The sequence below is a fragment of the Halomonas litopenaei genome, assembly GCF_017303055.1.
Classification (GTDB): Bacteria; Pseudomonadota; Gammaproteobacteria; order Pseudomonadales; family Halomonadaceae; genus Halomonas; species Halomonas litopenaei_A.
The window spans coordinates 40,735-55,711 of the sequence record NZ_JAEKJT010000007.1 but is presented as its reverse complement, the minus strand read 5'-3'; the positions used below and the strand labels follow the sequence as shown (position 1 = coordinate 55,711).

10 protein-coding genes are annotated in these 14,977 nt (G+C 61.2%); 8 read left to right on the top strand and 2 right to left on the bottom strand.

Translation table 11 applies throughout. From position 1 onward, the window contains the following. Positions 1–77: 77 nt before the first annotated feature. The 4 genes from topA (at position 78) to JF545_RS14560 (ending at position 4,443) form a co-directional block, all read left to right on the top strand. A complete protein-coding gene (topA, locus tag JF545_RS14575; RefSeq protein WP_206943265.1) occupies positions 78–2,711 on the top strand; it encodes a type I DNA topoisomerase in 2,634 nt (877 codons plus the stop codon). Next, positions 2,657–3,175 carry a DUF6586 family protein gene (locus tag JF545_RS14570; protein ID WP_224907517.1) on the top strand — a complete coding sequence of 173 codons (519 nt, stop codon included), beginning with the start codon at positions 2,657–2,659 and terminating at the stop codon, positions 3,173–3,175. The genes topA and JF545_RS14570 overlap by 55 nt, the downstream gene beginning before the upstream one ends. Before the next feature lie 165 nt (positions 3,176–3,340). Then, on the top strand, positions 3,341–3,958 hold the full coding sequence (locus JF545_RS14565) for a L,D-transpeptidase family protein (protein ID WP_206943264.1): 618 nt from the start codon (positions 3,341–3,343) through the stop codon (positions 3,956–3,958). 221 nt (positions 3,959–4,179) lie between these two features. Continuing rightward, positions 4,180–4,443 (top strand): Lpp/OprI family alanine-zipper lipoprotein, encoded by a 264-nt coding sequence (locus JF545_RS14560; RefSeq protein WP_045992670.1) that lies wholly within the window; start codon positions 4,180–4,182, stop codon positions 4,441–4,443. Positions 4,444–5,022: 579 nt separating this feature from the next. On the opposite strand, the gene JF545_RS14555 is transcribed toward JF545_RS14560, so the two are convergent. Next, positions 5,023–6,078 (bottom strand): L,D-transpeptidase family protein, encoded by a 1,056-nt coding sequence (locus tag JF545_RS14555; protein ID WP_206943263.1) that lies wholly within the window; start codon positions 6,076–6,078, stop codon positions 5,023–5,025. 117 nt (positions 6,079–6,195) lie between these two features. Then, positions 6,196–9,645, bottom strand: a complete 3,450-nt coding sequence (gene mfd / locus JF545_RS14550; RefSeq protein WP_206943262.1) for a transcription-repair coupling factor — start codon at positions 9,643–9,645, stop codon at positions 6,196–6,198. A 182-nt stretch (positions 9,646–9,827) separates the two neighbouring features. On the opposite strand from mfd, the gene JF545_RS14545 reads away from it, so the two are divergent. The 4 genes from JF545_RS14545 to JF545_RS14530 all read left to right on the top strand — a co-directional run bounded on the left by JF545_RS14545 (position 9,828) and on the right by JF545_RS14530 (position 14,976). Next, complete coding sequence (locus JF545_RS14545) at positions 9,828–11,288, top strand: glyceraldehyde-3-phosphate dehydrogenase (protein WP_206943261.1); 1,461 nt, start codon at positions 9,828–9,830, stop codon at positions 11,286–11,288. A gap of 294 nt (positions 11,289–11,582) precedes the next feature. Then, on the top strand, positions 11,583–12,932 hold the full coding sequence (locus JF545_RS14540) for a Na(+)-translocating NADH-quinone reductase subunit A (RefSeq protein ID WP_206943259.1): 1,350 nt from the start codon (positions 11,583–11,585) through the stop codon (positions 12,930–12,932). Then, complete coding sequence (locus tag JF545_RS14535; RefSeq protein WP_206943258.1) at positions 12,932–14,158, top strand: NADH:ubiquinone reductase (Na(+)-transporting) subunit B; 1,227 nt, start codon at positions 12,932–12,934, stop codon at positions 14,156–14,158. Before JF545_RS14540 ends, JF545_RS14535 begins: the two co-directional genes overlap by 1 nt. Next, entirely contained in the window at positions 14,158–14,976 is an 819-nt protein-coding gene (locus tag JF545_RS14530; RefSeq protein ID WP_206943257.1) for a Na(+)-translocating NADH-quinone reductase subunit C, read from the top strand. The genes JF545_RS14535 and JF545_RS14530 overlap by 1 nt, the downstream gene beginning before the upstream one ends. Position 14,977: the final 1 nt, after the last annotated feature.

The following is a 14,977-nucleotide window of genomic DNA, read 5'->3' as shown; positions in this document are numbered from 1 at the left end:
CCCCGTCAAGCTTCGGCGGGTATGTTACATACTGGCGTACGCCAAGGAGCGCGGCGCCCTGACTTTCGTGGAGTACTATGGGCAAGTCTCTGGTCATCGTCGAGTCGCCTGCCAAGGCCAAGACGATCAATAAATATCTCGGCAACGATTTCATCGTGAAGTCGAGTGTGGGCCACATCCGTGACCTGCCGACCAGCGGCTCTGGCAAGGCGGCCTCCGATCCTAAGGAGCGGGCTCGCCAGGCGGCCGCGACACGCAAGATGTCGGCGGAGGAGAAGGCGGTGTATCAGCGCCAGAAGGCGCATACGCAGCTCATCCGGCGTATGGGTATCGATCCTGACAATGGCTGGCAGGCCAATTATGAGGTGCTGCCAGGCAAGGAAAAGGTCGTTGCCGAGCTCAAGAAGCTGGCTGAGAAAGCCGATACCGTCTATCTCGCGACCGACCTTGATCGCGAAGGAGAAGCCATTGCCTGGCACCTTCGCGAGACCATCGGAGGGGATGAGCAACGCTATCGTCGAGTGGTGTTCAACGAGATCACCAAGAATGCCATCCAGGAGGCGTTTACCGATCCGGGAAGCCTGAATATCCCGCGAGTCGAAGCCCAGCAGGCACGGCGCTTCCTCGACCGGGTGGTGGGCTTCATGCTGTCCCCGCTGCTGTGGGCCAAGGTGGCGCGAGGCCTGTCGGCAGGGCGCGTTCAATCCGTCGCCATGCGCCTGATCAGCGAGCGTGAGAGCGAGATCCGGGCCTTCGTGCCGGAGGAGTTCTGGGATGTGCATGCTGATCTGGTGACGCCAGAGGGCGAGGCGATTCGCTTCGAGCTGGTGCGTCAGGACGGCAAGGCGTTTCGCCCCACCAGTGAGGCAGAGACCGAAAAGCGGATCGCTGCGCTGCGCAAGGCAACCCTTGCCATCTCGGCCCGTGAAGACAAGCCCACCCGTTCCAAGCCGAACGCGCCTTTTATCACCTCGACCCTGCAGCAGGCTGCCAGTGGTCGCCTGGGCTTCTCGGTGAAGAAGACCATGACGCTGGCTCAGCGGCTCTACGAGGCGGGCTACATCACCTATATGCGTACGGACTCGACCAACTTGTCCAGAGACGCGGTGGAAAGCGTGCGCGAGTACATCGGCAGCGAATATGGTGATCGTTACCTGCCCGAGGCGCCGAATCGCTACTCGAGCAAGGAAGGGGCCCAGGAGGCCCACGAGGCGATTCGCCCCTCCGAGGTGACTCGCAGGTCTACCGACCTTGCTGGCATGGAGCGCGATGCAGAGCGTCTGTATGAGCTGATCTGGCGTCAGTTTGTGGCCTGTCAGATGACCCCTGCCGAGTACTTGTCGTCGACGCTGACCGTGGCGGTGGACGGTTACGAGCTCAAGGCCAAGGGTCGTGTGCTCAAGTTTGACGGCTATACCCGCGTCATGACGCCCATGGGGCGCAAGGAAGACGATCAGGCCTTGCCTGACCTGGGTGAGGGTACGCCGATGGCGTTGGACGCCCTCGACCCGAAGCAGCACTTTACCAAGCCGCCGGCACGCTACACCGAGGCGAGTCTGGTCAAGGAGCTCGAGAAACGCGGCATCGGTCGTCCGTCGACCTACGCGGCGATCATCTCGACCATTCAGGATCGCGGCTACGTGAAGCTGGAGAATCGGCGCTTCTATGCCGAGAAGCTGGGTGACATTGTCACCGAGCGTCTCAAGGAGTCCTTCCCTGACCTGATGGATTACTCCTTCACCGCGCGCATGGAGGATAGTCTCGACGAGATTGCCGAGGGCGAGCGCAGCTGGCGCGAGCTGCTGGATGCGTTCTATCAGGAGTTTCGTGAGGAGTTGGCGAAGGCGGAAAGTGAGGACGGCATGCGTCCCAACCAGCCCGTGCCGACGGACATCGACTGTCCCAGCTGTGGGCGCAAGATGCAGATCCGTACCGCGTCCACCGGCGTCTTCCTTGGCTGCAGTGGGTATAACCTGCCGCCGAAGGAGCGTTGCAAGACCACGATCGATCTGCTTCCCGGCGAAGAGGCCGTAGCGGCCGACGCGGGTGAAGAGGCGGAAACCGACGCGCTGCGCGCCAAGGAGCGCTGTCCGTTGTGTGCCACCGCCATGGACAGCTACCTGATCGACGAGGGCCGCAAGCTGCATATCTGCGGTAACAGCCCGGACTGCGAAGGCTACAAGATCGAGGAAGGCAAGTTCCGGATCAAGGGCTATGATGGTCCTGTCATCGAGTGTGACAAGTGTGGCTCCGAGATGCAGCTCAAGTCGGGGCGCTTCGGCAAGTACTTCGGCTGCACCAATGACAGCTGCAAGAATACCCGCAAGCTGCTGCGCAACGGGGAAGTCGCACCGCCAAAGATGGATCCCATCCCGATGCCCGAGCTGGCGTGTCAGAAGGTAGAGGACCATTACGTGTTACGCGATGGCGCGAGTGGCCTGTTCCTCGCGGCGAGCAAGTTTCCCAAGAATCGCGAAACGCGCCCGCCGTTGGTCAAGGAGCTGAAGCCTCACGCCGAGGAGTTGCCCGAGAAGTATCACTACCTTCTTAGCGCGCCCGAGCAGGATCCCGACGGCCGCCCCGCGCAGATCCGTTTTTCACGCAAGCTCAAGGAGCAGTTCGTGATGACGGATGGCGATAACGGCAAGGCCAGCGGATGGAAGGCAAGCTGGGACGGCTCCTCATGGCAGGTCGAGGACAAGCGCAAGTGACCCCCAGAGCGCGAACCAACCAGTTGTTGTACCAGGTGGAGTTGCTGCTTGCGACACCGGTCCGGGACGATGAACATCATGACGCCCACCGGCGCGCCTGCGAGGAGGGCGCGCTGGCGCTATTTGGTTTGGCGCTGGATGCGCTGCTGCGTGATGTCAGCGAGCATGCTCATCTGGTCGAGCACGACTGGCATACGATGCTGGTGGGCGATCGTTATCCCGACATAGCGGAAGTTCGTCGTTTGCGTGAACTCGCCAATGATCGTGACAGTTGGTTAGGTCGATTGATCTCATATCTGGACGCGCTGGAGAGTGACGGGGGAGCAAGTCAGGGAACTCCCGTGGGACCCCCTGGCGTTATTGCTGTCGGGGGGCGGCGCGATCTCCGACAGGATTTGAGAGATTGTCTAACGATGGCAAAGGCAGAAATAGCGACGCTAAGGCAGACGAGTGAGGAATGGTAAAGGCGATGTGTCGCCACAGGGAGACGCCGGGCCTGGGATGAATAGGCAGGGGATGTCCTGGTTGGCCATGGCGCACTAGTGTCTGCCAGATAGTTGATGATGCCTCGCAGAGCGTGGTTTACACTCAGTCACCAATCATTTCTTTTACACACAGTGAGTCTTGTCATGTTCCAGCGGGGTCATCGTCGTCGTTTTATCCAAATGATACTTGGTGCCTGGCTGCTACTCCCCACCGCAGTCCTTGCCAGCTTCGATATGGTCGAGGATCAGCTTAGGCGAGCCATCGTGCCCGATTCCTCGAGTGAGGTGTGGGTGCTCATCGACAATCAGGAGTCACGTCTCACGGTCTATCGTGGTGGGGTGGAACTGGCCCGCTACTCGCCGATATCGGTGGGTAGGGGTGGTGCAAAATCACAGCGAGTGATGGGTGACAAGACGACGCCGCGTGGGGAATTCCACGTCGATCGCTTCAATTTCGACAGCAAATTCGACATCTTCATCGGGCTGGACTATCCCACCCCGACCCATGCGAGAATGGCGCTTGAGTCGGGGCTCTACTCTCAGCAAGACTACGACGAGTATTTCGACTACTATCGGCGGCATCGCAGCCCTCCGCAGCAGACGGTTCTCGGTGGCTATATCGGGATACACGGTGTCGGCGATGGAGATATGGATATTCACCGCAACTTTGACTGGACCAACGGATGTGTCGCCGTGACCAATCAGGAAATTCGAGAACTCTCTGGCCTGATTGGTGTTGGCACTCGCGTCGTCATCCGCTAGTCTTTAGGGGCGCTAGGGACGTTCAAGACTGTGGACTAGGGACGTTCAAGACTATGGACAAGCGCCGTTGTGTATTATAAAACAGCGTTTGACTCCTGTGCTTAGCAGCACAAGTCGCTGCAAGAAAGGCCTGCCTTTGCAGGAAGCCTGATGGATGCATTCCCCCAAGGGGCATGTAGACGTCATAATCGCAGTACCAAGGAAGACTCAAGGAGAACACCATGACTCTGAAGACTACCCTGAAGCTGACCGCCGCCGCCGCTTCTCTGGCCGTTCTGGCTGGCTGTGCTTCCTCCAGCGCTCTGGAAGAAGTTCGCATGACTGCTGAGTCCGCTCAGGCCGACGCTGCTGAAGCTCGCAGCATCGCCACTCAGGCTCAGAACACTGCCAACCAGGCACAGCGTGACGCTCAAGCGGCTCTGCAGCTGTCTCAGCAGAACCGTGAAGAGATGAACCGCATGTTCGAGCGCTCCATGCGCAAGTAATCGTTTCCTTGCCCCCTCGGGGGACGACCTGAACGGTGCGGACATTGTCCGTCCGCCAGGTCGTGAAGCGATAGGCTGAGGCCCAACCGAAAGGTTGGGCCTCAGTCGTTTTTGGGTCAGTGTCACGGCTCTGCATGGTGAAGGCATGCAGCAGCGGCAAATACCTTGATCGACGATGGCAATGGCCGTTTTGGGACCTGCGTGCTGGCGCAGGACCTCCTGCATCAACGTCATACCTGCAGGCGCTGGTAGGCGCGGCTCGGCGCCATGTGGTGGCGTTAACGGGGGCTGCTCGATGGGCCACTGGCAGGCTGAAAGGGGCAGGTGTAGCGCGCTCACTAAAGCGCCGCTGGCCTAGGTGAACGCTGACGAAAATGGCTCTGATGTCCCTGCGCGCCAGGCCTTATCCGCGTCTCAGGTGCGCAAGTCGCCGCGCCTGTTCGATCTCATGACAGATGCAATAGCAGCCGCGTGGCACCCAACTCTGTCGGTCACTTTGCTCAGATGACCGAGCCTGATGAGAGCGAAAAAAAGGCGCCACAAGGGCGCCTTTGGACGGACATGCAGGGAGCGGAGGTTTTACTCTCCCTGGCTTGCCTGGCTAAGCAGCGGGGGTTCTCCAGCGACCAGTTCGATGTGGTCGTAAAGACTGCCAGGCAGGGGAGTCGGGCGTTCCGGTGCTGTCGCCTGCATCGCTACGGGCAGTCCGCTGGGGGTCTCCATGGCGGCTCTCAGGCGTGCAAAGTCGACGCTGTAATCCTTGTCCTCGACGGCGGATTCCACTTCTTCGATGGCGGCAGTCATGTCCTCAATGGGCGCGCCTTCTTCCTCGTCCAGATAGGGATACGCCTGCACATACAGGTGCTCATCAGACCAGCCAAGCTTGAGAGGCTCGTTGACCAGGCGTACACGCGTACCGACGGAGACCTGGTCAAACAGGTTCTCGACGTCATCGGGCAGCATGCGAATGCAGCCGTGGGTGACGCGCATGCCCACGCCTTCAGGCTTGTTGGTGCCGTGGATCAGGTAGCCAGGAATACCTAGGCGCATCTTGCGGGTGCCCATGGGATTTTCCGGACCTGGCGGTACCACGCCGGGGAGCGGGTTGCCGGCTTCAGCGTGCTCGCGGCGAATGGAGGCGGGCGGGTACCAGGAAGGATTCTTGACCATCTCGGTGATGGTGGTAGAGCCCAGCGGCGTTTTCCAGTCCATGCGCCCGACGGCGATCGGGTAGGTCTGGACCGTGCGCGGTTCTCCCTCCTTGGCCGGAGGATAGTAGTAGAGGCGCATCTCGGCGACGTTCACCACGATGCCCGTGCGCGGTGCGTCGGGCAGGATGAACTGGGCGGGAATGACGACCTCGGTGCCTTCTCCGGGATACCAGATGCTGACGTCGGGATTGGCGCGAGTGATCGCATTGAAGCCAATGCCGTGGTCGTGACCAATATCGATGAGGGTGTCGTCTTCGTCCGCTTCCACGGTATAGACCTCGCCGATAAGGTCCCCGTCTTCGGGCAGCAGGTAGTGTCCCCTGGGCAGTTCGTCCGCCGCCACCAGAGGAGTCGCCAGCACCCCGAGCAGGCCACACAGGGTGGCGGCGCGAGCTAACGGTCGGCGAAGTGAAATCGAAGTCATTGCAACAGTCTCGATGTTGTGTGAGGGCCGGGGATCACCCGGCCACAGGTGGCAGTGTGTCGATAGCTATAGATTGCCCGCTAATGCGTCTTTGCGCCAGTCTTTACAGAGCAAATGTCAGGCGGCCTGAGCCTTTCGGTTGAGCCGTTCGAGCAGGGCTTCGATCGCTTCGAAGCGTGCCTCTTCGTCAGCCATGTCGACGCTGAAGCGAAGCGTGTCAGCACCCTCGAGTCGATACCTCTGGGGGTCGCTTTGGATGAGCTCGACCAGGGTCAGGGGGTCCACGGCGGTCTGGCCGCCAAACAGGATCCTGCCGCGCTCGGCGCCGGCTTCCAGGCGAGTGATGCCCAGTCGTTCAGCGCGTTGTCGCAGGTGGGTCTGGCGCAGCAGTGTCTTGACCGGCCCCGGCAGCAGGCCAAAGCGATCGATCATTTCGACCCGCAGTTCCTTGAGTTCCGCCTCATTGCTGGCGTTGGCAATACGCTTGTACATGACCAGGCGTTGCTGCACGTCGTGCAGGTAGTCGTCGGGAATCAGCGCAGGCAAGTTGAGGCTGACTTCCACGCCGTCCTGAAGGGGCGACTCGATGTTGGGTGTGCGGCCCTCGCGTATGGCCTTGACGGCGCGGTCCAGCATTTCCATGTAGAGGCTGTAGCCAACCGCTTCCATCTGACCGCTCTGCTCGTCACCCAACAACTCGCCCGCGCCACGGATTTCCATGTCGTGGCTGGCCAGGGTGAAGCCAGCCCCCAGATCCTCGGCCTGGCCAATGGCTTCCAGGCGCTTTACCGCGTCTCGTGTCATCGAACGTGGGGGAGGGGCCAGCAGGTAGGCGTAGGCCTGGTGGTGACTGCGGCCAACCCGCCCACGCAGCTGGTGGAGCTGGGCCAGGCCGAACTTGTCGGCGCGTTCGATGATGATGGTGTTGGCGCTGGGCACGTCGATGCCGGTTTCGATGATGGTCGAGCACACCAGGACGTTGAAGCGCTTGTGATAGAAGTCGGACATCACGCGCTCCAACGAACGTTCCGGCAGCTGGCCGTGAGCCACCGCGACGCGAGCCTCCGGCACCAGTTCTCGGACCTTCTCGGCGGCGGTCTCGATGGTCTTCACTTCGTTGTGCAGGTAGTAGACCTGGCCACCGCGCAGGATTTCACGCAGCAACGCTTCCTTGATGACGGCTTCCTCGCGTTGCTGGACGAAGGTCTTCACCGATAGTCGTCGGGCAGGGGGCGTCGCGATGATCGACAGATCGCGAATGCCGCTCATGGCCATGTTCAGGGTGCGGGGGATAGGGGTGGCGGTCATGGTCAAAACATCGACCTCGGCGCGCAGGCTCTTCAGGCGCTCCTTCTGAGCGACGCCGAAGCGGTGTTCCTCATCGATGATGACAAGACCGAGCTGAGGAAAATCGAGCTGACGGGACAGCAACTTGTGGGTGCCGATGACGATGTCGACCTTGCCCTCTCGGATACGCTTGAAGGTCTCGGTCTGGCCGCCAGTGCTGGTAAAGCGAGACAGTAGCTCGATATCGACAGCAGTATCGGCGAAGCGGTCACGGAAGTTCTCGTAGTGCTGGCGGGCCAGTAGCGTGGTGGGCACCAGCACCACCACCTGTCGTTGTGACTGGACGGCCAGGAAGGCGGCGCGCATGGCCACCTCTGTCTTGCCGAAGCCGACGTCGCCGCAGACCACACGGTCCATGGGGCGTGGCGCGGTCATGTCTTGAATCACCGCCTGAATGGTCACCCGCTGGTCCGGCGTCTCCTCGAACGGGAAGTTGGCCACGAAGCGGGCGTACTCGTCATCCGGGGGCGCGCAGGCAAAGCCTTCGCGGGCCTCTCTCCGGGCATAGATGTCGAGCAGTTCTGCCGCGGTATCGCGAATCTTCTCGGCGGCCTTGCGCTTGGCCTTGTCCCACTGCTCCGAGCCCAGGCGGTGCAGGGGGGCCAGCTCATCGTCGGCGCCGGCATAGCGGGAGATCAGATGCAGGCTGTCGACCGGCACATAGAGCTTGGCGCCGTCGGCGTATTCGAGGCTGACAAATTCGGCGGCCTGGCCGCCTGCCTCCAGGGTTTCCAGTCCACGATAGCGACCAACCCCATGGGCCTGGTGGACCACTGGCGCGCCTGCCTTGAGCTCGGACAGGTGGCGGACCGCGAGCTCATTGTCGTCCGTCGCCTTGGCCTGACGCCGGGTCTGGCGCACCACGTCACCGAACAGCTCGGTCTCGGTGATGACCGTCAGCGCCGGTTGCTCGAGGAGCAGCCCGTTGGCGAGCTGACCTTCAGCGATAGCGAGTGCCATGTCGCCATCGAGGAATTCCAGGAAGCCGGTGCTTGCCGGCAGCGCGCCGGTGACCGGCGCCAGGGTGTCTTCCAGGGCTTCTCGGCGACCGCGTGACTCGGCCACGAACAGCACGCGCTGTTGCGAGTGCTGTTCGAGAAAGTTCTTTAGTGCGGCCAGTGGCTCCTTGGCGCGCGCGTTGATGGCGACGTCGGGTGCGGCCTGTGCCTGGCAGCGATGGGCATGGGGGTGATCGGTGGCGTCGGTCAGTTCGATCCGAGGGTGGGCCTTGATCAGCGCAAACAGCTCTGCCTCGGGAATAAAGGCCCGATGGGGGGGCAGCAGCGGACGGGTGGGGTCCACGCCGAGGTTTTCATAGCGACTGCTGATGGACTGCCAGTGGTGCTGAGCAGCGTCGCGGCAGCCAGCCATCATGACCACGTGGGTGCCGTCCGGCAGGTGGTCGAACAGGGAAGCCGTTGTCTCGAAGAACAACGGCAGGTATTGCTCGAGTCCCGCCGACGGAATGCCCTTGAGGGCATCGACGTATAGCGGGCACTGGCGCGGGTCGACGTCGAAAAGCGTCTCGAAGCCCTCGCGAAAACAGGCAATGGCAGAGCGCGACAGCGAATATTCGTGAGCCGGTAGAAGCTCGATGCGCTCTACCTTGTCGAGGCTGCGCTGGGTGTCTGGATCAAAGCTGCGCAGCGTGTCGATCTCATTGTCGAACAGATCGATGCGCAGGGGATGCTCCGCGCCCATGGGGAAGAGGTCGATCAAGGCACCGCGCAGGGCATACTCGCCAGGCTCGAAGACGGTCTCGACCGCGCGATAGCCGGCACGGGACAAGGTTTCTCGAAACGCCTCTCGCTCCAGAGTGGCGCCCACTTCCAGTGTCAGTACGCGGCCAGCAATGTAGTCGACCGGCGGCAGGCGCTGCATCAGCGTATTGATGGGGACCAGCACGATGCCGTGCACGCCATCCTGAAGCTGCCTCAGGGTTCGCAGTCGCGAGGAGACGATGTCCTGGTGTGGCGAGAAGCTGTCGTAGGGCAATGTTTCCCAATCGGGAAAGGGCAGTACCGGCACGTCAGCGAAGAAGGCCAGCTCCTGTTCGAGTCTCAGCGCTTCAGCGGTGTCCTGAGTGACCACCAGTAGCGGCTCCCGAGAGGCCAGTCGCGCCAAGGCAAGCGCGGCAGCGCTGCCTGGAGGCGTCGTCAGGAACAGGGTGTCGCGAACTCCTTGAGGCAACGGCGGATCAAGCGGCGAAAAGGTAGGCATAGACGTTGTCGTTTCGCTGGCGTTCAGTGGGCGAGCAGGCATCATACCAGCCCCATCTTGGTCGTGTAGTCAAACTGGGATTTCTGTAACGAGCCTACATGGAGTGCGACCATACAGGCATTGCCCCGCCTCATGGGGGCGCAGATAATACTCGCGTTTCCCAACAGACTTAGAGGTCTCTCGTGAGCCAGCAACCCGACATCGTCTTCCAGGAGTGGCACGACAACCAGGCCGTGGCCGAGCAGATGATCCCGCTGATTGGCAGCCTGTATCGTCGCAACAACGTGGTGACGACCATGTTCGGTCGCTCCCTGTTCAACCGTAGCGTGATCAGAATTCTCAAGGATCATCGCTTCGTGCGGAAGATTGAAGGGACTGAGCTGTCGGTTCAGGACACCTTCCCGCTGGTTCAGGCGATGACCCAGCTCAACCTTGGGCCGGCGCACGTTGACGTGGGCAAGCTCGGGGTGGCGTTCAAGAAGCAGGGTGGTGGTGACGCCCTGGCCTTCATGCGCGAGCAGCTGGCCGACATCGTCGACAGCCACGACCCGGATGCGGGTAACGGCGAACCCAAGGACGTGGTGCTGTACGGCTTCGGTCGTATTGGTCGCATTCTGGCGCGCGTGCTGATCGAGAAGGCCGGCGGCGGCAACCTGCTGCGGCTCAAGGCCATCGTGGTGCGTGGGCGCGGCGATATCGCCAAGGATCTGGAGAAGCGTGCCAGCCTGCTGCGCCGCGACAGCGTCCATGGTCCGTTCGATGGCACCATCAGTGTCTGCGCTGAATCTCGCACCCTGACCGCCAACGGCAACGTCATCCAGGTGATCTACGCTGACTCGCCGAGTGATGTCGACTACACCGCTTACGGTATCAACAATGCGGTCGTCGTGGACAACACCGGCATCTGGCGCGATGAGGCCGGCCTCGGCCAGCACCTGCAGTGCAAGGGGGTGTCCAAGGCGCTGCTGACCGCACCGGGCAAGGGTGACCTCAAGAACATCGTCTACGGCATCAACCACTCCGATATCACCGCCGATGATCGCATCATCTCGGCTGCTTCCTGCACCACCAATGCCATCGTGCCGGTGCTGAAGGTGATGAACGACGAGTACGGCATCGAGCATGGTCACGTGGAGACCGTTCACTCCTACACCAACGACCAGAACCTGATTGATAACTATCACAAGGGTGACCGTCGCGGGCGCAGTGCTCCGTTGAACATGGTGCTGACCGAGACCGGTGCCGCCAAGGCAGTGGCCAAGGCGCTGCCCGAGTTGGGTGGCAAGCTGACCGGCAACGCCATCCGGGTGCCGACGCCGAATGTGTCGATGGCGATTCTCAACCTGTCGCTCAAGCGCGAGACCGATGCCGCGTCGCTCAACGACTACTTGCGTCGCATGTCCATCGATTCTGCTTTCCAGAAGCAGATCGATTACGTCGACTCTCCAGAAGTCGTGTCCACAGACTTCGTCGGCAATCGCCATGCGGGCATCGTCGATGCCAAGGCCACCATCGCCCAGGGCCGTCATGCGGTGGTCTATGTGTGGTACGACAACGAGTTTGGCTATAGCTGCCAGGTCATTCGTATCCTGCAGCAGATTTCCAACGTGTCCTTCTGCAAGCTGCCGCGCAGCCACGCCTAAGCCGCGTCGCGCGGGCGGAACGGCCCGTTTTGAGGTATCTCAATACCCCCTTGCCAACCTTGTTTGGCAAGGGGTTTTTTCTTTCTGTCGGGGCTCTGATCTGCCGAAACAGTCATTTCTGCTACGTTCGATCATGTGGTCAATTCACTGGCTTGTCTTTATAATGCTGGGGATTTTTCGGGGTGGTTCGATGTCGCCTCGGCGTGACTGGTGATGCGTGGTCAATAACAAGAATTCCTCTCATTTCCACCGAACCTCCGTCCATTATCTACGATCCATCAACTGGGCGAGTCTATGATCGAAGTCAAGAAAGGCCTGGATCTCCCCATCACGGGAGCACCGGAGCAGCGTATCGAGGATGCGCGACCGGTGCGCCACGTGGCGCTCCTGGGCACCGACTATATCGGCATGAAGCCGACTATGGAGGTCAAGGAGGGGGACAAGGTCAAGCTGGGCCAACTCCTGTTTACCGACAAGAAGATCGACGGTGTACGCTTCACTTCCCCGGCGGCCGGTGAAGTGGTGGCGATCAACCGCGGTGAGAAACGCAAGCTGCTGTCGGTGGTGATCAAGGTCGACGAGAGCGAAGAAGCCGAAACCTTCACGGCCCATGGGCGTGATGCGCTGGCGTCGTTGGAACGTCAGACGGTGGTCGACCAATTGGTGGAATCCGGCCTGTGGACCGCGTTGCGAACTCGCCCGTTCTCGCGGACTCCGGCGCTGGATGCTGAGCCAACCGATATCTTTGTCACCGCGGTGGATACCCAGCCGCTGGCTGCCGATCCGGCCGTGGTCATCAACGAGCAGGCGCAAGCCTTCGAAGATGGCCTGACGGTACTGTCGCGCCTGACCAAGGGCCAGGTGTTCCTGTGCACCGCAACGGACGCGCAGATTCCTGGCACCAAGGTCAAGGGCGTCAAGCACGAGAGCTTTGCTGGTCCCCACCCGGCTGGCCTGGTCGGTACCCATATCCATTTCCTGTCCCCGGTGTCGCTGCAGCGTCGCGTCTGGCACATCGGCTATCAGGACGTGATTGCGTTCGGCAAGCTGTTTGCAGAAGGCAAGCTGGACATGAGTCGTGTGGTGGCCGTCGCAGGTCCGCGTGCAGAGCGTCCGCGTCTGGTTCGCACGCGCCTGGGCGCCAGCACCGATGAGCTGCTCGATCATGAAGTGAAGTCTCCGGACGACACCCGGGTGATCAGCGGTGGTGTGTTCTCTGGCTTCACTGCCGAGGGCAGCCTGCGCTACGTGGGCCGTTTCCACACCCAGCTGAGCCTGCTGGAAGAGGGTAACAAGCGTGCCTTCATGGGCTGGCTGTCCCCAGGTGGCAACCGTCACTCGGTGCTCGGGATCTACCTCTCCAGCCTCAAGGGGCTGAGCAACTATGCACCTACTACCTCTACCAACGGCTCCGAGCGCGCGATGGTACCGGTAGGTGCTTACGAGAGGATCATGCCGCTGGACATCATGCCCACGCAGCTGCTGCGTTCGCTGATCGTCGGTGACATCGAGACTGCCATGCAGCTGGGGTGTCTGGAGCTGGATGAAGAAGACCTGGCGCTGTGCACCTATGTGTGCCCGGGCAAGTACGAATACGGTCCCATCCTGCGTGACAACCTCACCATGATCGAGAAAGAGGCCTGATGATGGGTATTCGACAGACACTCGACAATCTCGAGCCGCACTTCCACAAGGGCGGCAAATACGAGAAGTTCTATCCGCTCTACGAGGCGGTAGACACGATTTTCTATTCTCCCCCCAGCGTGACCAAGACCACGGCTCACGTGCGCGACGGTATTGACCTCAAGCGCATCATGATCACCGTGTGGTTCTGCACCTTCCCGGCCATGTTCTTCGGCATGTGGAACGCCGGCTGGCAGGCCAACGAAGCGATCGCCGCGGGCTACGACTCCATGGGTGGCTGGCGTGAAATGATCCTGCTGACCCTGGCCGGTGGTCATGACGCAGGCAGCCTGTGGTCGAACTTCGTGCTTGGTGCGACCTACTTCCTGCCCATCTACCTGGTGACGTTTGCCATCGGTGGCTTCTGGGAAGTGCTGTTCGCGATCAAGCGCGGCCATGAGGTCAACGAAGGCTTCTTCGTCACCTCCGTGCTCTACGCCCTGATTCTTCCGGCCACCATTCCCCTGTGGCAGGTCGCACTGGGCATCACCTTCGGTGTGGTGATCGGCAAGGAAATCTTCGGCGGTACCGGCAAGAACTTCCTCAACCCGGCGCTGACCGGTCGTGCCTTCCTCTACTTCGCCTATCCGGCCCAGATCTCTGGTGACTCGGTTTGGGTCGCGGCAGACGGCTATACCGGTGCCACTGCACTGTCCACGGCCTATCAGAGCGGCATGGCAGCTCTGCAGGATCAGTACAGCTGGTGGGACGCTTTCCTCGGCTTCATCCCTGGTTCGGTGGGTGAGACCTCGACCCTGGCGATCCTGATCGGTGCCGTTGTGTTGCTGGGCATGCGAATTGCCTCCTGGCGCATCGTACTCGGGGTATTCCTGGGGATGGTGGCGATGAGCTCGATTCTCAACCTGATCGGCTCCGACACCAACGCCATGTTTGCGATGCCCTGGTACTGGCATCTGGTGGTGGGCGGCTTTGCCTTCGGCATGGTGTTCATGGCCACTGACCCTGTGTCTGCGTCCATGACCAACCCGGGTCGCTTCCTGTTCGGTGCCCTGATCGGTGTGATGACGGTCCTGATTCGCGTGGTCAACCCGGCCTTCCCGGAAGGCATCATGCTGGCGATTCTGTTTGCCAACCTGTTTGCCCCGCTGATCGATCACTTCTTTGTTCAGGCCAACATCAAGCGTCGCGTCAAGCGCACGGCGGTTGTGGCTGAGGAGACCACCTGATGGCACAAGGCAACAATTCCATCAAGAAGATCCTTACGGTCGCCTTCTCCCTGTGTATCGTTTGCTCGATCATCGTGTCGACGGCGGCAGTGGGGCTCAAGGCGCGTCAGGAACGCAACCAGGAGCTGGACCGCAAGTCCAACATCCTGGCCGTGGCGGACCTTTACGAGCCCGGGATGGACGTCGGCAAGGAGTTCTCCCAGGCCGTGACCGCCAAGGTCGTCGACCTGGAAACCGGTGAATATACCGACGCGGTCGACCCCGAGACCTATGATGGCTTCCAGGCGGCCAAGGATCCTGCACAGTCGCGTACCCTGTCCGGGGAGCGTGACGTCGCCGGTATCGGTCGTCAGGAAAAGTACTCTACCGTCTACCTGGTCGGTGACGAGGAGAACCCCGAGCAGATCGTGCTGCCGATCCGCGGTCAGGGCCTGTGGGGCCTGATGCGTGGTTACCTGTCCGTGCAGGGCGATGGCAATACCATCGGTGGCATCACCTTCTATTCCCACTCCGAGACACCCGGACTGGGTGGCGAGGTCGACAACCCGCGCTGGAAAGCGCAGTGGGAAGGCAAGGAAATCTACGCCTCCAGCGACTCCATGGATCCGGCCATCGAGCTGGTGAAGGGTGGCGCCAGCGATTCCACTGAGGTCGACGCACTGTCCGGTGCTTCCCTGACCAGCCGTGGGGTGACGCATCTGGTGCAATTCTGGCTGGGCGAAGAAGGCTTTGGCCCCTACCTGGAGCACTTCCGCGAAGGTGGTGACAGCCAGGCGACTGCCAGCGCCAGCCCCTCTGACGACAGCGAAGGAGTCTGAC